Source organism: Lysinibacillus sp. GW821-FHT14F06 (assembly GCF_058803665.1).
This window is the reverse complement of the sequence record NZ_JBXAPF010000009.1, coordinates 123703-147236: the sequence shown is the minus strand read 5'-3', so window position 1 is coordinate 147236 and position 23534 is coordinate 123703. Positions and strand designations below refer to the sequence as shown.

Sequence of the window (23534 nt, the reverse complement as noted above, 5' to 3'; positions counted from 1 at the left end):
CATCTTAATTCTCTTGGCAAAGACTAGCGGACGACAATATGTGCGGAGTGCACTTAGGCTGATAAGTAGCTGCCTTAGACATCCCCTTTTCTATTTTTATATTCAGAACAATTATTCTGATAACTTTATTATATAGAAAAACTAGTTGATTTTCTAGTGAATGCAAGAGAAATTTACAATAAAAACAAAAAATTTATACTGTATTTTGTGGGAATACGTGAAAAACATGCTATATGTGGTAGTCTTAGTAGTTGATACTGAAAATAGTTGTCAGAAAGATGATTGTTCTATATGTTGTAAAGTGTAGAATAATGATTACCTTGATTCAGCAAATCTTTACTGCGCGAAAGCGAAGCGACAGCAGCAAATCTTTACTGCGCGAAAGCGTAGCGTCAGGTACAGAATATTCTCACCTCTATAGGAGGCGAGATAAATGTAATTTTCGCTGGGGCGTATTAGATAATTTTGAGGAGGTATATTATATGGATTGGTTACAAGCTGCAAAAGAAAGGCAAGATGAATTAATACAAGAGCTACAGGAGCTTGTGCAAATTAATAGTGTTCTGGATGAGGATACGATTACTTCTGAAGTACCTTTTGGTGATGGTCCACTTAAAGCACTTGAATGGTTGTTAGCTAAAGGTCAGGCTGAAGGGCTATTAACAAAAAATGTTGATAATTACGCTGGACATATTGAAATGGGTACTGGTGAAGATGTATTAGGCGTTTTATGTCATGTTGATGTTGTACCTATTGGAGATGAAGCTGATTGGACATACCCGCCATTTAGCGGCACCATTGCAGATGGAAAATTATATGCTCGTGGTGCGATTGATGATAAAGGCCCAACAGTAGCTGCATGGATGGCTATGAAACTTGTTAAAGATGCAGGTATTCAGCTTAACAAAAGAGTGCGTATGATTATTGGTACGGATGAAGAAACAGGCTTCCGCTGTGTCGACCACTACTTTAAACAAGAGGAAATGCCATCAATAGGTTTTGCACCTGATGCGGATTTCCCGCTCATTAATGCTGAAAAGGGCATTGCAGAGCTTGTGTTCTCTCAAAATAAAATAGGTGATGCAACGAAAGAACAGCTACTACTATTTAATGCTGGAAAGCGCCCGAATATGGTACCTGATTTTGCAGAAGCAAAGGTTCAGTTTGTTTCTCAACAGTTCGAACTGAATTTTCAAACATTTTTAAGAAAAAATCAGCTAGAAGGCACTTTATTAATGGAGGGTTCTCGCTATATAATAACTATCAAAGGTAAAGCAGCCCATGCAATGGAGCCAGAAAAAGGTGTCAATGCAGCTGTTTATCTTGCAGCATTTTTACAACAAGAATTGACGACAGAGGCAAGTAAGCAATTTGTCGACTTTATCGCAGATGTATTTTATCAAGACCATTATGGTCATCAATTAAATTTACAATTTGAGGATGAAATGTCTGGGAAGACGACATTAAATCCAGGCATTGTAAGCTATGATGTGGCTAAAGGTGGTAGTTTAGTGATTAGTATGCGTTATGCTGTCACATATCCATTTGATAAAAAAATTACTGCTGCACAACGCTTCACTGTGACGAAAGGTTTTTCATTGGATATTCAGGATGACTCAAAACCACATTACGTAAGTGAAAATGATCCATTCATTCAAACATTAACGAAAATCTATAGACGTCAGACAGGTGATTACGAAACACCACTCCTTTCTACAGGTGGTGGTACGTATGCACGTGTGATGAAGAAGGGTGTAGCATTTGGTATGTTATTCCCAGGTGAACCTGATGTAGCGCATCGTGCGGATGAGTTTATTGTCGTTGAAAACTTAGTCAGAGCAGCAGCTATTTATGCTGAAGCAATTGTTGAACTTGCAGGAAAAAAATAACTCAAATATGAAAAGGATGAGCGAAACATGGCATATTCATTATGGAATGATCAAATCGTTGAAGAAGGATCTATTACAGTATCACCAGAAGATAGAGGTTACCAATTTGGTGACGGAATTTATGAAGTAATCAAAGTTTATAACGGAAACATGTTCACAGCACAAGAACATATTGATCGTTTCTACGCGAGTGCCGAAAAAATTCGTCTAGTCATTCCTTATACAAAAGATGTATTACACAAATTATTACATGAACTTATTGAAAAAAATAATTTAGATACAGGTCATGTATACTTCCAAATCACACGTGGAGCAATTTCTCGTAATCATATCTTCCCAGATGCAAGTGTTCCAGCAGTATTAACAGGTAATGTGAAAGCCGGCGAGCGTGCATATGAAAACTTTGAAAAAGGCGTAAAAGCCACTTTTGTAGAGGATATTCGTTGGTTACGCTGCGATATCAAATCTTTAAACTTACTTGGTGCAGTATTAGCAAAACAAGAAGCATCTGAAAAAGGCTGCTATGAAGCTATTTTACATCGTGGAGATATTGTTACAGAATGTTCCTCTGCAAATGTATACGGTATTAAAGATGGTAAGCTTTACACACACCCAGCAAATAACTTTATTTTAAACGGTATTACACGCCAAGTGATTTTAAAATGTGCTGAGGAAATTAATCTAACAGTCATTAAAGAGCCAATGACGAAGGCAGATTTATTAACAATGGATGAAATCATTGTATCATCAGTATCTTCTGAAGTTACGCCTGTTATTGACGTGGATGGCAAGCAAATTGGTGCTGGAATTCCAGGTGAATGGACTCGTAAATTACAGCAAGTGTTTGAGGCTAAATTACCACTTTCAATGAATGCAAAGTAAATATCTCGAAAGAACTACCCTAATTTTGGTTCACTCCAAGCCATTAGGGTAGTTTTTTTATCTTGTTTTTGCCCCCTGGTGGATGTCACGGATTTTGAATGAATTTTTTTGAGTGCGCTCAAAAAAATCTGAACGCGATTAAGCTGGGGCGTAATTGATTTCTCGTAAAAGGTATAAGTATGGAAAAAGTGAGGATTTGCTGATTGAAGTTTTACATTATAGAGCAAATTATGGATGTTTTCTCCTGTATCGTCATGTAAAATAAATAAGATAGATTAATCTAAAGAGATTTATATTTGGAAAGCAAATGTCGATGTAATAAAAGCGTAGCGATTAATTTCCTTCATTCAAAAAGGAATAATTACATAGAGGGCAAGTAAGAATGGAGTGACCGTAAAATGGCACAATTGGTGAAATTACAAGATTATATTTCACGTTATCAAATTGATTTAGCAAGATATCCCACACAATTTGTACGTTTAAAGAAAAATCAGTGGGAGCGTGTCAAAAGACAGTGGGAGCTTGGAGAAGATATTACTGAATGGCAGCATGATTCTGTTGTCGAACAAGAACCCTTTGAGGAAAAAGAACGCTTTTCTTTATTAAAAAAATTATTTGCTGGTCGTCACAAGGAAGAAAAAGAAGATATTGAACAACTCGAAATCTCAAATGAATTAGTCAGTGATGAGGACAGTATTCCAGAAGAGGAAACAACATTAACATTTGAACCGAAAATTGTCTATGCACCACAGTCTATCCATGAATTAAAACGAATGTTTATCGATCAATTTTTCCATTTTCAGATGAAATGGGCGAGTTCAACTTTACGTGAAAAATCATATGTCGATCCTCGTTTTATGCGTGATTCTTTGCTGCGTAATTTATTACAGCAATTACCTGATAATTATTTACTTTTTTATTATCCGATTTTACAAATTAGAAAAGCACCGATAGAACTTGATGTTGTACTGATGTCACCAACAGAATGTATTTGTATTACTGTATTAGAAGCGGAGAATCAGGCAGTTTATGTGGGAGGCAGTGATCGATTCTGGATTAAAAAGGTGGGGACAAAGGATTCTAAGGTCCTGAATCCAACAATTAATTTAGGTCGCATGGAATCTGTATTAACGCAATTATTTAAGCAGGACAATATTGACATGCCAATTCGTAAGGTTGTTTTAACACGTAATGGCTATTTTGATTATCCGGGATCACCATATGGTATACAGTTTTTTGATTATCGAAATTATGGTGGATGGATGGAGTATTTAAAAAAAGTGTCCTCTCCGATGAAGCATATGCAAATTCGTGCTGCCCAAACGATTTTAAATAATGTACAAACGACATCCTTTAATCGGGATATTTGGCAGCAATCTTCTCAACAAGCTGAGGACTAATGCATGCAGGTATTATTTATTGTGAATGAGGCAGCTGGTAATGGAAAGGGTAAGAAGGTTTGGCGTAAGCTTCAACGCCATTTAACAATCGACTATCAAGCTGTCTTCACAGAATATGAAGGACATGGACAAAAAATTGCAAATCAATGGGCACAAAATGCGCAAACAAAAAAACTAGTTGTTATTGTTGGCGGTGACGGCACAATACATGAGGTTGTAAGTGGCGTTGTACATAATGAATATATAGTTATTGGTGTGGTGCGTGCAGGCTCTGGGAACGACTTTGCGCGATACTTCACAACATTTCAAAATGCTCAACAAATTGAAACTTATCTACAGACAAATATGTCTAGTCTTTCGATGGATGCTGGTACCATTCAGCTTGGAGCACTTCAGGACAGGATATTTGTTAATAATGCGGGCGTTGGCTTTGATGCTTTTGTTACGAAGTACATTAATAAATCTCGTTTGAAGTTTTATCTCAATAAAATCGGGCTTGGTAAGTTATCCTATGCTGTAGCTGTAGTTAGAGGGTTATTTAGCTTTCAGCGCTTTGATGTAACCATTCGTACAAACAATCAACAATGGCAGTTCCAGAAGACATGGTTTGTTGCTATGAGTAATCATCCTTATTTCGGAGGAGGAATGAAAATCTCTCCTTGCTCCAAACCTAATGATGGAAAAATAGAACTAACAATCGTTCATGGTATTTCACGTCTTAAGTTATTGCTTGTGTTTATTACTGTATTTTTTGGCAAGCATACTAAATTTAAAGAAATCACATTTTTACAAGGCAATGCATTTGAAATATTGCTGCAATCACAGCAAATTGATTGTCATACAGATGGTAACTATATTGGGGAAATTGGTCATGGAACAAACATCTATTGTGCAGTTCAACGTGAAGCTTGGCATGTAGTAGCAGAAGAAGCTAAAAATATCATTTCGCAATAATTTCATGCGAATTTTATGGTAATAAGTTATACTATAAAAAATCAATAATTTTACATGAAAGAAATGAGGAAAAAAATTGAGATTAAGAAATAAGCCTTGGGCGGAGGAAATGATTACAAGTCATCCAGAGGTGATTATTCCAAATCCAGAGGACTTTAAAGGGAATTGGCAGGCAGTTTTTGGCAACGACAACCCGCTGCATATTGAGGTAGGTACTGGAAAAGGGCAATTTGTTACTGGTATGGCCTTACAAAATCCTGATATTAATTACATTGGCATTGAACTTTATGATAGTGTCATTGTATGTGCGTTGGAAAAAATAGTAGAGGCTAAATCTCCAGCGAATTTACGATTATTAAAAGTAAATGGCGCAGATTTATATAAATATTTCGCAAAAAATGATGTAGATCGTGTGTATCTGAATTTCTCAGATCCTTGGCCAAAAACGCGTCATGCGAAACGACGTTTAACGCACGGGGATTTTTTGAAATTATATGAGTCGATTTTAGTGGATAATGGGGAAATCCATTTTAAAACGGATAACCGTGGTTTGTTTGAGTATTCATTAACTAGTATTTCTGAATATGGTATGTTACTAAAGTATGTATCACTCGACCTACATGCGAATATGCCTGAGGATAATGTTATGACTGAGTATGAGCAGAAATTTTCTGCTAAAGGACAGCCAATCTATCGTCTAGAATCGCAATTCATTACTAAATAGGGGGAGTATGGATGGATCAGTTACAGTTTCACAATATGTCATTATCATGGCTAAATGGGGGTGTCACTTGCCTTGATGGCGGTGCTATGTTTGGAGTCGTGCCAAAACCACTTTGGTCACGCAAATATCCAGTAAACGAAAAAAATCAAATCGAGTTACCGACTGAGCCAATTTTAATTCAATTTGAAGGTAAAAATTATCTCGTTGATACAGGTGTTGGCTTTAACAAGTTAAATGAAAAGCAGCTTCGAAATTTTGGTGTTACTGAAGAATCAACATTATTGGATAGCTTACAGGAGCTAGGATTAACAACGGCAGATATTGATGCAATATTAATGACTCATTTGCATTTCGATCATGCTGGCGGTTTAACGCAATGGGAAGATGATATACTTGTTCCAACTTTCCCGAATGCCAGAATTTTCGTGACGAAAATTGAATGGGATGAGATGCGTGAGCCAAATATTCGCTCAAAAAATACGTATTGGAAAGAGAACTGGGAGCCTGTTCAGCATTTAGTTGAAACGTATGAAGGTACGCTTGAGGTAGTTCCTGGTATAGAAATGATTCATACTGGTGGTCATAGTGATGGACATGCCATCATTAAATTAACTCAAAATGGTGAAGTGCTGTTGCATATGGCAGATATTATGCCAACACATGCTCATCAAAATCCATTATGGGTTTTAGCATATGATGATTATCCGATGGCAAGTGTCTTTGCGAAAGAACGTATTATGAAAGAAGCACTAGCAAATGGCTATGGTTTTATCTTCTATCATGATGCATATTATCGCATGATTAAATGGGACGAAACAGGCAAGGAAATAGTTGATAAGCTTGAGCGTAGCAGACAAGCTGTCATTACATTCTAATGAGTAAAGAGCGTGTAAACTTAAACTGTTTGCACGTTTTTTAGTTTATCTTGATTTAACAGAATACTTCCATCTATAGTATTGGTGATTAATTGTCTATACCTTGCTTTTTTTGACCTTTTTCCGTGAACATTTTAGAAAATATGATACACTTAAAAACGATACTAAAACATAAAAGAGAGTTGAAATTACATGGCAACTGAGCAACCATTTTTACCAATACTATTAGGATCAGATATGAATGCATACGGTATGGCACGTGCGTTCTATGAGGCATATGGCATAAAGCCACTTGTATTAGGACGTTCACATTTAACAGCTACACAAGACAGCCATATTTTAGATTTCCAGGAGATAGATCGCTTAAATGAACAGGATGTATTTGCGCCCGCCCTTGCACAGGTAGCAAAAAAATATGCTAATAAAAAACTACTGCTATTAGCCTGTGGTGATGATTACGCAAAGCTTATTATCAAAAATAAGCCAGCATTACAGGAGCATTTTACAGTACCTTATATTGATGAATCGCTGATGGATGAAATTTTGTTAAAAGAAAATTTCTATAAAATGTGTGATAAGTACAATTTCAAGTACCCAGGTACAACGACAGTTACAGCTGATAATTACGAAAATTTTACACCACCATTCGATTACCCGATTATTCTAAAGGCTTCGAATTCGGTTGAATACTGGGCATGTAAGTTCCCTGGTAAGAAAAAAGTTTTTGTTGCACATGATGAAGCTGAAAAAACAGCCATTTTAAAAGCAATCTATAGCTCAAGCTATCAGGATACAATGATCATTCAGGAATTTATTCCTGGTGACGATTCATATATGCGTGTATTAAATGCGTATGTTGGCAAAGACGGCAAAGTTAAGCTGATGTGTTTAGGTAATCCAATTTTAGAAGAGCATTCACCAGAAGGTATTGGTAGTTACGCAGCCATCGTTACTACATACGATAAAGAACTACTGGATCAAGTACGCAACTTCTTAGAGGATATCGGTTATACAGGCTTTGCAAACTTCGATATGAAATACGATATTCGTGACAAACAGTATAAGCTTTTTGAAATTAACTTACGTAATGGACGCTCAAGTTATTATGTAACAGCGAGTGGCCATAATTTAATGAAGTATGTAGCTGACGACCATATGTTAAATATTGAGCAGGAATTAACATATGTACAGGATAAGCATTTATGGATGATTATTCCTAAAGGGGTATTATTCAAGTATGCATCCAATGAAAAGCTTAAACTAGAAGCGAAAAAATTAATTCGTGAAGGGAAATATACAAATTCTCTTTATTTTAATGAGGATATGAATGCCAAGCGTTGGGTCAAGCTAACGTTAAATAATTTAAATTATTATCGAAAATATAAAAAGTACTTTAATAATAAAGGGCTATCCGAGTAAAACAAAGAAGCCATCTCAGCTGAGATGGCTTCTTTGTTTATGGGATAATAACTATACTTCTACTAGCTCTACCACTACACCAGAACGGGCATCCGCGGCAAATTCAAATGTTTGCATTTCTCCTGCTTGCATACGAGAGATACCTCCACGATATACTGGGATTGTCATAATGCCATTTGTGAAATCATCTGTTTTCATATAAATCCAAGACCCATCGATGGGTGAATCTTTTTTAAATTCCTTTTTTATGTTTTCGAGTACTTGTCCTGCAGGTACATATGGAGAAACTTTTTCACTTGCTTCTTTAATAATGACTGCGGCAGCTAGACCAGTTGCGACACCAATTAAAAAATCACGTAATTTCATGCTTCTTTCCTCCTTTTTCTATATCTTCATTTTAGCATAGGACAGGGAGTGAATGCACGTTCACACTTTAGCAGTTTTAGGAAATGTATCAATATTTCGAAATCGGAAATAAATATGATACAATAGGCAAGGAAGAATATTCTACTTCGTGGGGAGAGAGTCATCATGAATGAGGAAACAAAAAATTTATTTAAAACATTAACAGAATTACCAGGCGCTCCAGGGAACGAGCATGCTATTCGTTCGTTTATGCGTACTGAGCTAGAAAAATACTCGGATGAAATCGTTCAGGACAATTTAGGGGGTATATTTGGTGTAAAGCATAGCGAAATTGCTGACGCACCAAAAGTATTGGTTGCTGGTCACATGGATGAAGTAGCATTTATGGTTACATCGATTACAGATAATGGAATGATTCGCTTTCAAACATTAGGTGGATGGTGGAATCAGGTAATGCTAGCACAACGTGTTGAAGTGTTTACGAAAAATGGAGCTATACCTGGTGTAATTTCATCGATCCCGCCACATCTATTAACAGATGCTGAGCGTTCAAAGCCAATGGAAATTAAAAACATGTTGATAGATGTAGGTGCAGATAATAAGGAAGATGCGATTGCTATAGGTGTTCGACCAGGACAATCTATTATTCCTATTTGTCCATTTACACCAATGGCTAATCCGAAAAAAATTATGGCAAAGGCATGGGATAATCGCTATGGATGCGGATTGGCAATCGAGTTAATGAAGGAAGTACAACATGAAAAACTTGGTGTTCATTTATATTCTGGGGCAAACGTGATGGAAGAGGTTGGTTTACGAGGTGCTCAAGTATCAGCAAACATGATTAAACCTGATCTGTTCTTTGCTTTAGATGCTTCGCCTGCGAATGATATGTCAGGAGAAAAAAATCAATTTGGTCAATTGGGTAAAGGGACTTTATTACGTATTCTTGACCGTACAATGGTTACACATCGAGGGATGCGTGAATTCATCTTAGATACAGCTGAATCTAATCATATACCTTATCAGTATTTTGTATCACAAGGAGGCACAGATGCAGGTCGTGTGCACACAGCAAATGACGGAGTGCCAAGCGCAGTTATTGGTATTTGCTCACGTTATATTCACACTTCTGCTTCTATTATTCATATTGATGACTATGCTGCTGCAAAGGCTTTAATTGTAGAATTAGTGAAAAAAGCAGATCGTTCGACATTAGAGACGATACACGCTAATGTATAAAATAGGATGAAAAGGTGCCTTAAAGGGCATCTTTTTCTATGTAAGAAAAGAGGTAGTTGGACATGAATATCGCTATTGGGACAACAAATAAAGCAAAGATAGAGGCCGTTGAAATAATTGTTAGAAAATATTTAGAGAATCCTGCATTTACTTATATTAAGGCTGCATCACAAGTGTCTAATCAACCTATGACTCATGAAGAAACAAGATTAGGTGCTATTAATCGTGCTAAAAATGCAATGATTGAAACTAGTGCACAATTATCATTTGGCTTAGAGGGTGGCATAACAGAAATTGATGGTTTAATGTATGTTTGCAATTGGGGTGCTCTCGCTGTAGCAAATGGCACTACCTATACGGCTGCAGGTGCACAAATACTATTACCAGAATCGATTGCCCAGGAAATAAGAGCTGGTTGGGAACTAGGACCTGTGATGGAGCAATACACTCAACAAAAAGATATTCGTCAGGGTGCAGGCGCAGTGGGTATTTTTACGCAAGGTATAGTAAGCCGTCAGGTAATGTTTGAGCATATTGTCTCTCTTTTGGTTGGTCAATATTTGTTCGCATTAGCACATGAATAGTATGATAGAATTAGTGATAATGGGATAGTGAAGTTGCAACTTTACAAGAATTTTTTTAAAATAGAGAAAAAGTTAGCAATGAAAGGAAGAGAGACATGTCTCATACATGGCTACGTGCAGCAGGGTTAATGGTTGTGCTATTGGGACTTTCTGGCTGCAATCAGTCTGTTGATGATCAAATTAGCAATGGGCTTCAAATAACAGAAACAGTTTTTGCAGAGGAGCCTGCAGACCATACAGATAAGATTGGGGATGTAGAATTATACTTACCCTCTCACTTTAAAGTTGAAGATAGCTCGGATGCATATAATATATTAATAGCAAAGGGAAAAGAAAGTTTTATTCTTTTTATTAATGATCGTGAAGATGCGAATAGTAAACTTTATTATAATCTATTAAAAGAGGATAGCTCGAAAGAAATTATTAAGGAAAATACCTATGAAAAGAATGGCATTTTCGGTTTCTCGGCTGTTTCCAAAACAGACAATGAGAATGAATTTGAGCTAATTGTAAGCAGTGGTGGTATTAAAATGACGACCATCTCTCAGGCAAAACGTATAGAAGAAAATTTATCAGAGATGACGAAAATTGTACATTCAGTTAAGATTAAATAATTGGATAGTTTTGAACAGTACGGTTCACAAACAGGTGAACCGTTTTCTCTTCATTTCAATTCCTAACTGCTTCATAAGGTTCAAATTCTTTTATTTGTCGAATTTAGCAATTACACCAAATGAATTGTAGAGAAAGGATGTGAGCAAGGTGAAACAGATTAAATCAGAGCAACTTGTCTCTCTATTGAAACAACGATTAAATGAAGAAAAATTTAATTTTGAATTTGATAAGAAGCATGATAAATTGCGCTTGAACCATAAAAAAATTGGTAAAGGGATGGAGCTATCTCTTCCAGGTATTTTAGCAAAGTATAATGAAAAGCAGGAAGCTGCAGTTGATGAAGTTGTTTATACAATTGAGCAAACCTTTCAGGCGATGGAGCAAGAAAAGGAACAAGGATTCCAAGCAACTACTCAAATTTATCCTGTCATTCGCTCCACATCCTACCCAAAAGCTTCAAAAGAAGGACATGCATTCATTACTACAGAGCATACAGCTGAGACACGTATTTTTTATGCGCTTGATTTAGGAAAAACCTATCGTTTTCTAGATATATCTATGTTAGAGGTATTACAATTAACTGAGGAACAGATACGTGAAATGGCACGTTTTTCTGTGAAGACACTACCGACTGTTTATAAGAAGGATGAAGTGGCAGGAAATATTTTTTATTTTGTCAATGCCAATGACGGGTATGATGCAAGCCGCATTTTAAATGAAAGCTTTTTAAAGGAAATGAGTACTCAAATTGAGGGGGATATGACATTATCTGTGCCGCATCAAGATGTCCTAATCATAGGTGATATTCGCAATGAAACAGGGTATGATGTATTAGCGCAGATGACAATGCATTTCTTTACTGTCGGAACTGTCCCTATTACGTCATTATCTTTTATCTATGAAGATGGGGAACTAGAACCAATTTTTATATTAGCAAAAAACAGAGTGAAAAAGGAGCAAGAAAAACAATGAACGTATTTTACAACAAAGAGCATGTTGGCGATGTATTGCTAGTCCAGTTAGCAACGGAGTCAATTGTAAAAACAGAGGTAGAGCGTGCTGGTGATATTGCCATTTTAAAGGAAGCACAAACAGGAGAAATAAAAGCATTTAACTTATTTAATGCAAGTAGCTATGTACAAACAGATGCAAAGGGACTTGTTGAAGTAACACCTGAATTAGTAGCACAGTTAGAAATGGCTATTACTAAAAATGGAGCTGCTATTAGCTTAGATGTAGATTTTACGCCAAAATTTGTAGTGGGTCTTGTAGAAACAAAGGACAAACATCCCAATGCTGACAAATTAAGCGTTTGTACTGTAAATGTAGGTGAGGAGACATTACAAATTGTCTGTGGAGCACCGAACGTAGAAGCAGGTCAAAAGGTTGTCGTGGCGAAAATTGGCGCAGTGATGCCTTCCGGGATGCTTATTAAAGAAGGCAATTTACGTGGTGTTGATTCACATGGAATGCTGTGCTCAGCGCGCGAACTTGCTATACCAAATGCCCCTTCAGAAAAAGGGATTTTAGTGTTACCAGAAGATGCAACAATTGGTAGTGCATTTGAAGCACCAACACGTTAAAATAAAAGATATATTCGTAAAATCGTTATGCTACTAAAAATGCTGGTAGCATAACGATTTTTTTGTATGGAGAGCCTCTAAATACAAGTTTCTATACCACTTTTATGGTATGCTTTTTGATATAGACATTGTGTTAGTTTATCTTTATTCAGCAGAATACTCCCACCTCTATATGTGGCGAGATGAGTGCGGTTTTTTTCCTATTCAGTGGGCGTACAAACGCCCCGCTGAAATAGAGGGACTCAGGCTAAGAACTTCACATCCTGTGAAAACGCCTAAGTGACCAACATCACGTTGGCCTACGAGCTCGAAAAAAAACAAGACGCAATTACGCTGGGCGTAATTGTTATAGACAATGCTATAAATGAAGTGTATGAGAAATGAGTGAAATAGAGTGAATTGGTTTAAAAAACAAATTAATAAATTTATAAATAAAGATGACAGTGAATACGAATATGAGTATGAAGAAATGTATGAAAACTATGATGAACAGACTGAGCAGCATGTGAAAGAAGCACCTGCATCAAAGCAAAAAACTTTTCGATTCCCATTGATTGAGGATATGGAAATCTCACCTTCACCAACGTCTACATCGCAACCAAAAGAATCATTTAATCAAATGGAAGATGATTATTATGGACAAATCGAAGACTTATCATTGCCAAAGCATTTAAATAATCATATTGTTGATTCAAGTGTTTATGATGTTGAGGTTTCTGGTATTCGGGATTTATTAGCTAATCGTTCAAAGCGAACGGGCAGAACAACCATGACAAAAAGTCAGTCTGAACAGGGGTTCCGTTCAAAAGCAAGTCTTGTTTTTCGAGATGCACAAAATGAACAGCCAATACCTAAACCAAAAGAGAATAATAGTTCACCGGAAAGAATGGTAGAAAGTAGTATGCCTGCTAATCGAAAACGTTTTGTACCGAGTGATGTACCTTCTCCGGTTTATGGTTTTGCAAAGCCTAGTCCTATCGAACAATTATTGGATAAACGCAAGGAAGAACTCGATAAAAAGGAGTTTTCAATTCCTGCAGAGCCTAAGGTTTTAAAAGAAACGACAACAAATCAGGCTTTCGAAAATATACTAATAGAAAAAGAGCCAATTCGCCCAGTTCAGCAAGATGTGCCTGAACGATTTGAAATGCCAGAAACCTTTGAAGCATCAACGAAGCAACCGATTACGTTTGATGAAGATTTTTCACAAGAAATAAGTGATTCAAACGAAGAGCTGAAAGCAGAACTGCCCCTTCCTCCAACAACCTCTTTTGCTGTTGCATTTGAGGATCAAGTAAAAGAGGCCGTTCAGCATGAATTGGATGTTGAGCAACTTACTGCGGACCAATCAGAAATTCATGTGAAAGAAGTCATTGTGGAGCAGGTTCAAATTGAAAATTCTACAATTCATATAGGTGAAGTAACAGTAGTTCAACCGCCAGTAAATGAAGTTATTGAGCAGGAAATGTTAGAAGGTCAATCATTTGACGCTATTCCTAAGCAAGATAAAAGTCGTATTCCTTTTAATGTATTAATGTTAAAAACGGATAAAGAAAAATGGCGAATTCAACAACAATCCAAAAATATAAAGCCATCTACTGTAGTTGAAAAAAAACAAGATGAACAAAAGGAATCTTTTGAAACGATAAGTATAGATGACGAACATCTATTGATACCATCCATACAAGAAGAAATAAAACATGCAGTTTCTACTCAAATTATTGGATTAGAGCTAGAGGAAGAAGAAGTAACATCTCAGCAGGTGGAGAAAAAAGAGTCATCTATTCAAAGTTCTCCAATCAATGATTTGTCAGATAGTGTATCTGTCATTACAATGTCACCAGTAGCAACAATGTCTAGCGTATCGACCTTAGAAAAGACAGCTATAGAAATAGATAGCCGTCAAGAAATTTCCGCAACTACTGATATGGAGATACCATCCATCACTGAACATGAATATCTCAGTGAAAATGTCGAGTTGCTACTAAAGGAAGAGCCTATTGAAGCGGAAGATCAAGAGCAGCCTTCAAACGAAACTCTCGAAGGAATTGAAGAGAAGGAAAATCCTCCAAAGCTTGTTCATGTGTATCAAAAGCCAACGGATGAATATTTAGAGCCACCTGAGGAAAAAACACAGGATACGGAGTGGATGGAGCAGCAGGGAGATACTTTAGTTGAAGCACTATCTTATTTCCAAGTGTCCGCTCAAATCGAGTCTATCATGCAAGGACCTGCCGTCACACAATTTGAAATAACAGTGAGTCATGGCACAAAGGTTAGTAAAATCCGTAATTTGGCAGACGATTTAAAGCTCGCATTAGCGGCGAAAGATATCCGTATTCAAGCGCCTATTCCTGGAAAGAGTTCAATTGGGATTGAGATTCCGAACCGTGTATCTCGTGCTGTTCGTTTATCAGAAGTAACAAATAGTGCCTCTTTCCTTGAATCAGAATCACCATTAGAAGCTGCTTTGGGTCTGGATTTAACTGGGAAACCTGTAACTATTGATTTACGTAAAATGCCTCATGGTTTAATTGCAGGGGCAACAGGTTCAGGTAAGTCAGTTTGTATAAATTCAATTTTGGTTAGTTTGTTATATAAAGCTGCCCCTCATGAATTAAAGCTTATGCTTATTGATCCTAAAATGGTCGAGCTGGCACCGTTTAATCATATTCCTCATCTAGTTAGCCCTGTTATTACAGATGTTAAGGCGGCTACAGCTGCATTAAAATGGGCAGTGGAGGAAATGGAGCGGCGTTATCAGCTATTTGCTCATGCAGGTGCACGTGATATTACTCGTTACAATGCATTAGCAGATAAAAATAATGAACATAGCCTTAAATTACCTTACATGCTTATTGTCATTGATGAGCTGGCTGATTTAATGATGATGTCTCCAGCGGATGTAGAGGAAGCGATTTGTCGTATTGCACAAAAGGCACGTGCATGTGGTATCCATTTAATTGTTGCGACACAAAGACCGTCCGTTGACGTGATTACAGGGCTCATTAAATCAAATATTCCTACACGTATTGCCTTTGCAGTATCTTCACAAATAGATTCTCGTACGATTTTAGATGGGCAAGGAGCGGAAAGATTACTTGGACGAGGCGATATGTTATATTTAGGGAATGGTATGTCTTCCCCAGTACGATTACAGGGAACATTTGTGACTGATGATGAAATCGAGTCCATTATAGAGCATGTCCGTGAGCAAGGTGAACCTGATTATATTTTTGATCAGGAGGAGCTATTGAAAAAAACGGAGATTTCTGCAGAGCAAGATGATTTATTTGAGGAAGTTTGCCGATTTGTGTTTGAACAGGGAGGAGCTTCTACGTCTCTTATTCAGCGTAAATACCACATTGGCTATAATCGTGCTGCCCGTTTAATTGATATGTTAGAATCTCATGGCTTTGTATCAGAGGCTAGAGGCAGCAAACCACGAGAAAGTTATATTACAGAAGAAGATTTAATTACTATGTTTGAATAAGAATTGCATGGATTTCGTATAGATTATCTGATTTACGTCGAAATTAGTATTTTTAGAAAAGTTACACATTTATCCTTATGCATAAATAGTGCTATAATAGACAAGATGTGATGACAAGTACGTATTTTTTAGCTTGTTTAAAGGTATTAATACCTAATAATTGGTGAAATAATACGGTACACCTAATAGATGATAGATGGGATATTGATATTCCCGGGGGGTTTAATTAATGACAGTTTTTCATTTCACAGGCATTAAAGGTTCTGGCATGAGTTCACTTGCACAAATCTTATTTGATGCTGGTGAACAAGTACAGGGCTCAGATGTTGATAAATATTTTTTCACAGAACAGCCGTTACGTGAACGGAATATTCCAATTTTTACATTTAATCCAGATAATATTAAAGAAGGTATGACAATTATTGCAGGAAATGCTTTTCCTGATGACCATCCGGAGTTAGTGCGTGCACGAGAAATTGGTGTAGAGATTATTCGCTATCATAAGTTCTTAGGGGAATACATCGGAAATTACACATCAATTGCCATTACAGGTGCACATGGAAAAACTTCCACAACCGGCTTAATGTCACATGTTGTCGGAGGATATAAACCAACTTCCTATTTAATCGGTGATGGAACAGGAGCCGGACATGAAAATGCAGATTTCTTTGTGATGGAAGCATGTGAATACCGCCGTCACTTCTTAGCATATAATCCTGATTATGCTGTGATGACTAATATCGATTTTGACCATCCAGATTATTTCGCTAATATTGAGGATGTTTACTCTGCCTTTCAATCATTAGCTTTACAGGTAAAAAAAGCAATTATTGCTTGTGGTGATGATGAACATTTACAACGCATTCAAGCAAAGGTTCCAGTTGTTTATTATGGCTTTGGAGCAGAAAATGATTTTGAGGCACGTAATGTTGATAAAACAACAGAAGGAACTAAATTTGATGTTTTTGTGCGCAATGAATTTTACAGTACATTCTTTATCCCATTGTTTGGGGATCATGCAGTTTTAAATACATTAGCTGTTATTACACTTTGTCAGTATGAAGGTATCTCACCAGATATTATCCAGGAACGTTTAAATAGTTATAAAGGTGTAAAAAGACGTTTTACTGAAACGGATATTGGCAATAATGTATTAATAGATGACTATGCCCACCATCCAACTGAAATCCGTGCAACGATTCAATCTGCACGTCAAAAATTCCCGGAGCGTGAGCTAGTAGCTGTTTTCCAACCACATACTTTTACACGTACACAAGCTTTTTTACAGGATTTTGCGGATAGTCTAAGTCTTGCAGATACAGCATATTTATGTGATATATTTGGTTCTGCAAGGGAAACACAAGGCGCGTTATCAATCCATGATTTGGCGTCGTTAATTGAAGGCAGTGCAGTGATTACCACTGAAGGAATTGAAGTTTTAACAAAACATGAGGGCGCAGTATTTTTATTTATGGGCGCAGGCGATGTTCACAAATTCCAAGATGCTTTTGAAAACGTGTTAAAAAACAACGAAACAGCTTAGTCCGTAAGGAATAAGCTGTTTTTTCTCAAAAATTGAGAAGGAATTCAGTTTTTTTTGTCGAAGATAGGGAAAGTAATAGTAAAGAGAATTTTACTAGCAGGAGGTCTTTTTATGGAAGTAATTTTGTATATTGCAGCGATTATAGCAGCAATCGGTTTTTTAATTTTATGTGTGAGTGTCGGAATGACATTATTCTCGCTAAAATCCATTTTAAACAGCTTAGCAGGAACTTTATCAGGTATTGAAGGACAAATGGAAGGAATTACACGTGAAACGACTTCCTTATTAACCAAAACAAATAGTTTGGCAGAGGACATTCAGCAAAAATCAGAACAGTTAAATTCTGTTGTTCATGCAGTCAAAGGAATTGGTGACTCTGTGAACGGTTTAAATACGTCTGTACAGCATATTACTTCCTCTATTTCAAAAAGTGTAGAGCAAAATGAGGAAAAAATCGCACAGGTTGTTCAATGGAGTAATGTTGCAATGGGTATTGCTGATAAATGGAAGAAGCGAAAAGTAATTGAGCAGGCTCAAGAGTTGGTTTCAGAAGACAGTTATGTTTTTGAAGCCGAACAATCAGAGAAGCCAAAAAGAAAATGGGGTCGTAAAAAGTGATTATTATTCAGTAGACATTTCGTGTCATCTGAATAAAAATAAAGCCTTAGACATAAGTTGAAGATGCATCAACAAAAAAGTAGATGGACAACCAGTCTAGGCACATGAATATAAGATGGGGAGGAATTGTTGCATGACAACTCAAAAGCCAAATTTTAATGAAGTGAAGGAACAACAGCTTGAAAGTTCATTACCGCAGCTTTATCATCCGCAAGAGTCTATTTATGAAGAGGAGCGTGTGAACATGAAAGATTTTGTTATTGGCGCATTAGTAGGGGGTATAGTCGGTGCAGCTGCTGGCTTATTACTAGCTCCAAAATCAGGAAAAGATTTACGGAGCGATGTAGCTGTACAAGCAGTAAACCTAAAAGATAAAAGTGCAGATTTTTCAACGACAGCAAAAGATAAAACAGTTCAATTATCTAAACAAATTCAAGAGCAATCTACACAATTAGTAGAGAAAGTAAAAACGTTAAAAACTGCAAAAGCACCAACTGTTTTTGACGATGGCACAGTTTCTTTCGAAGGTGAAGAACCGTTAGAGGATTATGTTCCTAATGAAGAGCCTAAAGCAGAAGAGACAGCTGAAACAAAGGAACAAGCCGAAGAAAAAAATGAAGAAGTCCGCGCTTAATAGTTTAGAAAATAGGGTACGATACGTCCTTTAAAGGACATATCGTACCCTTTTTGATTTCTTAGTAAATAGCTGCTTCCTCTAACGAGATTTCTAATTTATCCCCACCGAAAATTTCCATATCAAAGCTGGCAGGTTGTCCATTTCGTAATATTGTAAAGTTGCCCTTAAATGTCGTAGGTAGCTGCCAGTTAGAGAAACGGAAGACATCCTGGTAAATCCAACGACTTCGATCCTTCTCCATAAATGAAACTGTCGCTCCATTTGGAACCGTTGACAGAGGTGATACCACGCTATTGTTGACGAGCACTTCATTTGCCATTTTTTTCAGCTCTAGGATCTCGTTCTGAAAATGAATAATGATTTTATCCTCTAGTAAGATATTCATTTGGTCAGCTATTCGTTGAACGGTTGGTAATGTTTGCTGCTGAAAGGTAATCACGTCTTCATCCTGCACTGCATATGTCAGTTTAGCTGGCTTATCATTAATCATTAACTGTGCGGAAAACTCAGGTAGGTAAAGTGGTTTGCCATCTACTTGAATATAAAAGGATTCAAATTGCTTTAATAAAGCCCAGTTATTTGTAAGCTTAAATATTTCTTCAACTGTATCTGCGATTTCAAAAGCAACAACATCTCGATCATTTAAAGCACTATCGAGAGAGGCAGGAGAACCATTAACCGTAATTTTAGGTTCAATTACATATTTAGTATGTTGAATGTGTATTGTTTTGATAGCTGCATTGTCAACAATATCTCTTACAGTTGCTACTGCAGGCTGCCCGTCTTGACCTTCAATTAGTTGGATGGCGTCACCTGTTTTAATCATTGTTTTAGTAGCTGCTTGTTGTCCATTTACTAAAATTTCCGCAGGCTGTCCGTGACCCCCTGGGATGAAAATATCTTGTCCATTCACGCTAACTGACAATCCAAGCCCTGGTTTTCCATATAATTGTTTTGCACGAATATTTGCTGCTAAAAAAGCATCCGCAACAGTCATTTCTTTTAATTCAAAAAGACGAACCACTTGATCATTAACAGTAAGGCTCATATATTGAATCGGCATTTTTTTTGCCGCAATGGCAATGCCGATTGGCGTTACCAATTCGGGTGATGCTTTAATATGATCTTCCTTCGTCAGATTTTGTATGGCATCTATTCCTCGAACGGCAATACGATTTGCTGGTAAGTCTAATACTGCTCCAAGTTCAGTTGTGAGGTTTGGTGTTAAGCTTCCACCGCCAACAAGCATGACTGCCTTAGGAGCAGTCCGGTTATTAAGACGTAATATTTCTTCTCCGATGGCTTTAGCAAGTAGTTTGACAGCAGATTCAATTGCTTTAAGTACTTCTTCTTTTGAGAAATATTGATCAAAACCTAATATATCCTGAATTAAAATTTCTTCTTCTGTTTGCAGTTGCCTTTTTGCTTTTTCAGCCACTGGGAAGTCAAGTAAATAATGATCGCTCAATGCCTCAGTAATTTCATCTCCAGCTGTAGGCACCATCCCATAGGCAACGACTGTGCTTTTATCGGTGATGGCAATATCAGATGTCCCTGCGCCGATATCAACAAGTGCCACATTTAAACGACGCATTGTCGGAGGAATAAGCACATTAATGGCAGCAATTGGCTCCAAAGTGAGTGCGTCCATTTCTAAATCAGCTCGTTTCAATGCAGCAATAAGTGATTCTACGACCACTCGTGGTAAAAACGTGGCAATCACTTCAATTTGCGCCTCATCTCCTTGCTGATCAAGCAAGCTACCAATTTCTTCACCATCTAATCGATAATATAAAACAGAATAGCCTACACAATAGTAGTGGCTTATTTTTGCATCCTCTTTCTGTTGTAAAAGTTGCTGCTGTGCTTGTTGTACAGCTTGTAATTCTAATCGGCTTATATCCTCTTCTGTAAAAATTGGACGATTTCGTATATTGATGGTCACGCTCGCCTGTTCTGTTTTCAATGAGCGGCCAGCTGCAGCTACACTTACCTTTGTTAAGCTACCATGCTTTTCTTCAAGCTCATGTTTTATTTCATTGATTAAATCTGCCACATACATGACATTATGTATTTGACCATCGACCATAGCCCGTTCTTTATGTTCTTTCACTAAAATATCTTCGACGTGAAAATGGTCATTATTTTCAGTTAAGATTATGCCGACAACAGAACGTGTTCCAATATCAAGTGCAAATAGTTTTGAACTCAATGTAATCGCTTCCTTTCTTGTAATATTGTAAAATAATTTAGTGAGTTGAAGCGCTAAATTAAAAATGCGTGACATTCTGAACAACATTGATTATAATATTGCTAATATCTAAAAATGTAACATACATTTCAGAGTTCTGAAAGTGTCTGTCATGAGGAGAGGAGCAAGAAAGCATGAGCCAAAAAGATTTAGAAAGCTTACGTAGTCAAATAGACGGCTTAAACTTAGAAATTCTTCGTCTAATTAACGAACGTGCAGCTGTAGTTAATGAAATCGGTAAAATTAAAGAAAAGCAAGGTGTGAATCGCTATGATCCACTACGTGAAAGACACATGCTTGATCTTATTAAGGAAAACAATCAGGGTCCATTAAACCAAATGACGGTTGATTATATATTTAAGCAAATCTTTAAAACTGCTTTAAAACAACTTGAAGCGGATAAGAAGAAGGAGTTGCTTGTATCTCGTAAGAAGAAATCAGAAGATACAGTGATCAATATCAATGGTGAGTTAATTGGACAAGGAAAGCCATCTTTCGTATTTGGTCCTTGTGCAGTTGAATCATACGAGCAAGTTGCAGCGGTAGCAGCATCTATTAAAGCAAAAGGTGAAAAATTAATTCGTGGTGGTGCATACAAGCCGCGTACTTCTCCATATGACTTCCAAGGTCTTGGATTAGAAGGTCTTAAAATATTAAAACGTGTGTCAGAGGAATACGGTTTAGGTGTTATTACGGAAATTGTAACACCTGGTCATTTAGAGGAAGCATTGGATTATATCGATGTTATCCAAATTGGTGCACGTAATATGCAAAACTTCGAGTTATTAAAAGCAGCAGGTGCAACAAACAAACCTGTACTATTAAAACGAGGCTTAGCAGCAACAATCGATGAGTTCATTCACGCAGCAGAATACATTATGTCTAAAGGAAATGAAAACATTATCCTTTGTGAGCGTGGTATCCGTACTTACGAAAAAGCAACACGTAATACATTAGATATTTCAGCTGTACCAGTTTTAAAACAGGAAACACATTTGCCTGTATTCGTAGATGTAACACATTCAACAGGGCGTCGTGATTTATTATTACCATGTGCGAAAGCAGCTATTGCAATCGGTGCTGATGGCGTAATGGCTGAAGTGCATCCTGATCCATCTGTAGCACTTTCCGATTCACAACAGCAAATGGACATCCCTACATTTGACGCATTCTATGAAACGCTGCAAAAATTCATGAAAAATTATGAAATTCATGCTTAATTCGTTTTAAAATATACCGCTTGCTAAATCAGCAGGCGGTTTTTACTATATCGTGACAAAATAATGTCTAGAATAGTACTATTTGAACTTGGTTTTCTTATCGTATACGTACTTCTTCTTGAAAAGAATATGAAAATTATCGTATGATAAGGCTATAAAAGGAAAAAGGGAGGCACGTACGATGACTGTTACAATTTATGATGTTGCAAGAGAAGCAAATGTTTCGATGGCAACGGTCTCTCGTGTAGTCAATGGCAATCAAAACGTAAAACCGGCAACACGAAAAAAAGTATTAGAAGTAATTGAACGATTAGAATATCGTCCAAACGCAGTAGCGCGAGGATTAGCAAGTAAGAAAACAACAACAGTTGGCGTGATTATCCCAGATATTGCAAACAATGTTTATGCGGAGCTGGCACGTGGTGTAGAGGATATTGCAACCATGTACCGTTACAATATTATTTTAGCTAACTCAGATCAACATGAAGATAAAGAGCTACAGTTACTGGATACAATGTTGGGCAAACAGGTTGATGGAATTGTTATGATGAGTGATGAAGTAACTGAAAAAATGCAGCAAACAATGGACCATTCACCAGTACCAATTGTGCTTGCAGGTTCAGTAGATGAATCACAAACCATTGCAACAGTTAATATTGACTATTACCAAGCGGCTTATGAGGCCATTACATTACTTATTCAAAATGGACATAAGCGTATTGCTTTTGTAACAGGTCCACTTACTTATACGATTAACGGAAAATTTAAGCTTGAGGCTTATAAAAAGGCTTTGCAAGATGCAGGCTTACCTATAGATGATTCACTAATTGCTGCAGAGGAATCCAGCTATGATATGGGGCTAGAAGCCTGGGAAACTTTATCCTCATTGGAAAATCCCCCAACTGCATATTTCGCTGGCAGTGATGAATTAGCAATTGGACTGATTCATGGTGCACAGGACGCAGGAAAAGATGTACCTGAGGATATCGAAGTAATTAGTTTTGAAAACTCAAAATTAGCACGAATGGTTCGCCCGCAGTTAACTAGTGTAGCGCTGCCACTTTATGATATTGGAGCCGTTGCTATGCGCTTGCTAACAAAACTAATGAGTAAAGAGCTGGTAGAAGATGAAGCGGTTATCTTACCGCATCGTATCGAACATCGTCAATCTGTCAAAAGTAAATAATGTTAGAAACACGTAAATCTTATTGAGGATTTGCGTGTTTTTTGTTGAAGTTA

General features: G+C 37.1%; 20 protein-coding genes. 18 read left to right on the top strand and 2 right to left on the bottom strand.

Features of this window, described 5'->3' with window-relative positions; translation table 11 throughout:
• Positions 1-482 precede the first annotated feature (482 nt).
• The 7 genes from pepV (at position 483) to AC1RNS_RS11040 (ending at position 8143) form a co-directional block, all read left to right on the top strand.
• Positions 483-1889: a dipeptidase PepV gene (pepV, locus tag AC1RNS_RS11070; RefSeq protein ID WP_492992604.1), complete on the top strand. Its 1407-nt coding sequence runs from the start codon at positions 483-485 to the stop codon at positions 1887-1889.
• 27 nt (positions 1890-1916) lie between these two features.
• The gene (dat, locus tag AC1RNS_RS11065; protein WP_492992603.1) at positions 1917-2771 is read left to right on the top strand and encodes a D-amino-acid transaminase; all 855 of its coding nucleotides are present in this window, start codon (positions 1917-1919) and stop codon (positions 2769-2771) included.
• Between the two features lie 398 nt (positions 2772-3169).
• On the top strand, positions 3170-4171 hold the full coding sequence (locus tag AC1RNS_RS11060) for a nuclease-related domain-containing protein (RefSeq protein ID WP_492992601.1): 1002 nt from the start codon (positions 3170-3172) through the stop codon (positions 4169-4171).
• 3 nt (positions 4172-4174) lie between these two features.
• Positions 4175-5125, top strand: coding sequence for a diacylglycerol/lipid kinase family protein (locus AC1RNS_RS11055; RefSeq protein WP_492992599.1), 951 nt, complete (start codon positions 4175-4177; stop codon positions 5123-5125).
• A gap of 76 nt (positions 5126-5201) precedes the next feature.
• Complete coding sequence (gene trmB / locus AC1RNS_RS11050; protein WP_492992597.1) at positions 5202-5849, top strand: tRNA (guanosine(46)-N7)-methyltransferase TrmB; 648 nt, start codon at positions 5202-5204, stop codon at positions 5847-5849.
• A gap of 11 nt (positions 5850-5860) precedes the next feature.
• The gene (locus tag AC1RNS_RS11045) at positions 5861-6724 is read left to right on the top strand and encodes a YtnP family quorum-quenching lactonase (protein ID WP_492992596.1); all 864 of its coding nucleotides are present in this window, start codon (positions 5861-5863) and stop codon (positions 6722-6724) included.
• A gap of 192 nt (positions 6725-6916) precedes the next feature.
• Positions 6917-8143 carry a carboxylate--amine ligase gene (locus AC1RNS_RS11040; RefSeq protein WP_492992594.1) on the top strand — a complete coding sequence of 409 codons (1227 nt, stop codon included), beginning with the start codon at positions 6917-6919 and terminating at the stop codon, positions 8141-8143.
• 51 nt (positions 8144-8194) lie between these two features.
• On the opposite strand, the gene AC1RNS_RS11035 is transcribed toward AC1RNS_RS11040, so the two are convergent.
• Complete coding sequence (locus tag AC1RNS_RS11035; RefSeq protein ID WP_492992592.1) at positions 8195-8509, bottom strand: hypothetical protein; 315 nt, start codon at positions 8507-8509, stop codon at positions 8195-8197.
• Between the two features lie 165 nt (positions 8510-8674).
• On the opposite strand from AC1RNS_RS11035, the gene AC1RNS_RS11030 reads away from it, so the two are divergent.
• The 9 genes from AC1RNS_RS11030 (at position 8675) to AC1RNS_RS10990 (ending at position 18821) form a co-directional block, all read left to right on the top strand.
• Complete coding sequence (locus tag AC1RNS_RS11030) at positions 8675-9751, top strand: M42 family metallopeptidase (protein WP_492992590.1); 1077 nt, start codon at positions 8675-8677, stop codon at positions 9749-9751.
• 62 nt (positions 9752-9813) lie between these two features.
• Complete coding sequence (locus AC1RNS_RS11025; protein WP_492992588.1) at positions 9814-10335, top strand: DUF84 family protein; 522 nt, start codon at positions 9814-9816, stop codon at positions 10333-10335.
• A 95-nt stretch (positions 10336-10430) separates the two neighbouring features.
• A complete protein-coding gene (locus AC1RNS_RS11020) occupies positions 10431-10949 on the top strand; it encodes a hypothetical protein (RefSeq protein WP_492992586.1) in 519 nt (172 codons plus the stop codon).
• Between the two features lie 148 nt (positions 10950-11097).
• Entirely contained in the window at positions 11098-11922 is an 825-nt protein-coding gene (locus AC1RNS_RS11015; protein WP_492992584.1) for a DUF1444 domain-containing protein, read from the top strand.
• Entirely contained in the window at positions 11919-12533 is a 615-nt protein-coding gene (gene ytpR, locus AC1RNS_RS11010) for a YtpR family tRNA-binding protein (protein ID WP_492992582.1), read from the top strand. Before AC1RNS_RS11015 ends, ytpR begins: the two co-directional genes overlap by 4 nt.
• 394 nt (positions 12534-12927) lie before the next feature.
• Positions 12928-16026 (top strand): DNA translocase FtsK, encoded by a 3099-nt coding sequence (locus AC1RNS_RS11005; protein ID WP_492992580.1) that lies wholly within the window; start codon positions 12928-12930, stop codon positions 16024-16026.
• Between the two features lie 229 nt (positions 16027-16255).
• Positions 16256-17569, top strand: a complete 1314-nt coding sequence (gene murC, locus AC1RNS_RS11000; protein ID WP_492992579.1) for a UDP-N-acetylmuramate--L-alanine ligase — start codon at positions 16256-16258, stop codon at positions 17567-17569.
• A gap of 111 nt (positions 17570-17680) precedes the next feature.
• A complete protein-coding gene (locus AC1RNS_RS10995) occupies positions 17681-18187 on the top strand; it encodes a DUF948 domain-containing protein (protein ID WP_492992577.1) in 507 nt (168 codons plus the stop codon).
• A 133-nt stretch (positions 18188-18320) separates the two neighbouring features.
• Positions 18321-18821, top strand: coding sequence for a YtxH domain-containing protein (locus tag AC1RNS_RS10990; RefSeq protein WP_492992575.1), 501 nt, complete (start codon positions 18321-18323; stop codon positions 18819-18821).
• A 61-nt stretch (positions 18822-18882) separates the two neighbouring features.
• Here AC1RNS_RS10990 and pilM read toward each other — a convergent pair whose 3' ends face one another.
• Entirely contained in the window at positions 18883-21036 is a 2154-nt protein-coding gene (gene pilM, locus AC1RNS_RS10985) for a pilus assembly protein PilM (protein ID WP_492992573.1), read from the bottom strand.
• Between the two features lie 173 nt (positions 21037-21209).
• Between pilM and AC1RNS_RS10980 the strand changes: the two genes are divergently transcribed.
• Positions 21210-22295, top strand: coding sequence for a bifunctional 3-deoxy-7-phosphoheptulonate synthase/chorismate mutase (locus tag AC1RNS_RS10980; RefSeq protein ID WP_492992571.1), 1086 nt, complete (start codon positions 21210-21212; stop codon positions 22293-22295).
• A 181-nt stretch (positions 22296-22476) separates the two neighbouring features.
• On the top strand, positions 22477-23481 hold the full coding sequence (gene ccpA, locus AC1RNS_RS10975) for a catabolite control protein A (RefSeq protein WP_492992570.1): 1005 nt from the start codon (positions 22477-22479) through the stop codon (positions 23479-23481).
• Positions 23482-23534 lie beyond the last annotated feature (53 nt).

Coding starts and splice junctions, on each gene's coding strand:
- pepV (WP_492992604.1), top strand. CDS start 483: ATGGATTGGTTACAAGCTGCAAAAGAAAGGCAAGATGAATTAATACAA.
- dat (WP_492992603.1), top strand. CDS start 1,917: ATGGCATATTCATTATGGAATGATCAAATCGTTGAAGAAGGATCTATT.
- AC1RNS_RS11060 (WP_492992601.1), top strand. CDS start 3,170: ATGGCACAATTGGTGAAATTACAAGATTATATTTCACGTTATCAAATT.
- AC1RNS_RS11055 (WP_492992599.1), top strand. CDS start 4,175: ATGCAGGTATTATTTATTGTGAATGAGGCAGCTGGTAATGGAAAGGGT.
- AC1RNS_RS11045 (WP_492992596.1), top strand. CDS start 5,861: ATGGATCAGTTACAGTTTCACAATATGTCATTATCATGGCTAAATGGG.
- AC1RNS_RS11040 (WP_492992594.1), top strand. CDS start 6,917: ATGGCAACTGAGCAACCATTTTTACCAATACTATTAGGATCAGATATG.
- AC1RNS_RS11035 (WP_492992592.1), bottom strand. CDS start 8,509: ATGAAATTACGTGATTTTTTAATTGGTGTCGCAACTGGTCTAGCTGCC.
- AC1RNS_RS11030 (WP_492992590.1), top strand. CDS start 8,675: ATGAATGAGGAAACAAAAAATTTATTTAAAACATTAACAGAATTACCA.
- AC1RNS_RS11025 (WP_492992588.1), top strand. CDS start 9,814: ATGAATATCGCTATTGGGACAACAAATAAAGCAAAGATAGAGGCCGTT.
- AC1RNS_RS11020 (WP_492992586.1), top strand. CDS start 10,431: ATGTCTCATACATGGCTACGTGCAGCAGGGTTAATGGTTGTGCTATTG.
- ytpR (WP_492992582.1), top strand. CDS start 11,919: ATGAACGTATTTTACAACAAAGAGCATGTTGGCGATGTATTGCTAGTC.
- murC (WP_492992579.1), top strand. CDS start 16,256: ATGACAGTTTTTCATTTCACAGGCATTAAAGGTTCTGGCATGAGTTCA.
- AC1RNS_RS10995 (WP_492992577.1), top strand. CDS start 17,681: ATGGAAGTAATTTTGTATATTGCAGCGATTATAGCAGCAATCGGTTTT.
- AC1RNS_RS10990 (WP_492992575.1), top strand. CDS start 18,321: ATGACAACTCAAAAGCCAAATTTTAATGAAGTGAAGGAACAACAGCTT.
- AC1RNS_RS10980 (WP_492992571.1), top strand. CDS start 21,210: ATGAGCCAAAAAGATTTAGAAAGCTTACGTAGTCAAATAGACGGCTTA.
- ccpA (WP_492992570.1), top strand. CDS start 22,477: ATGACTGTTACAATTTATGATGTTGCAAGAGAAGCAAATGTTTCGATG.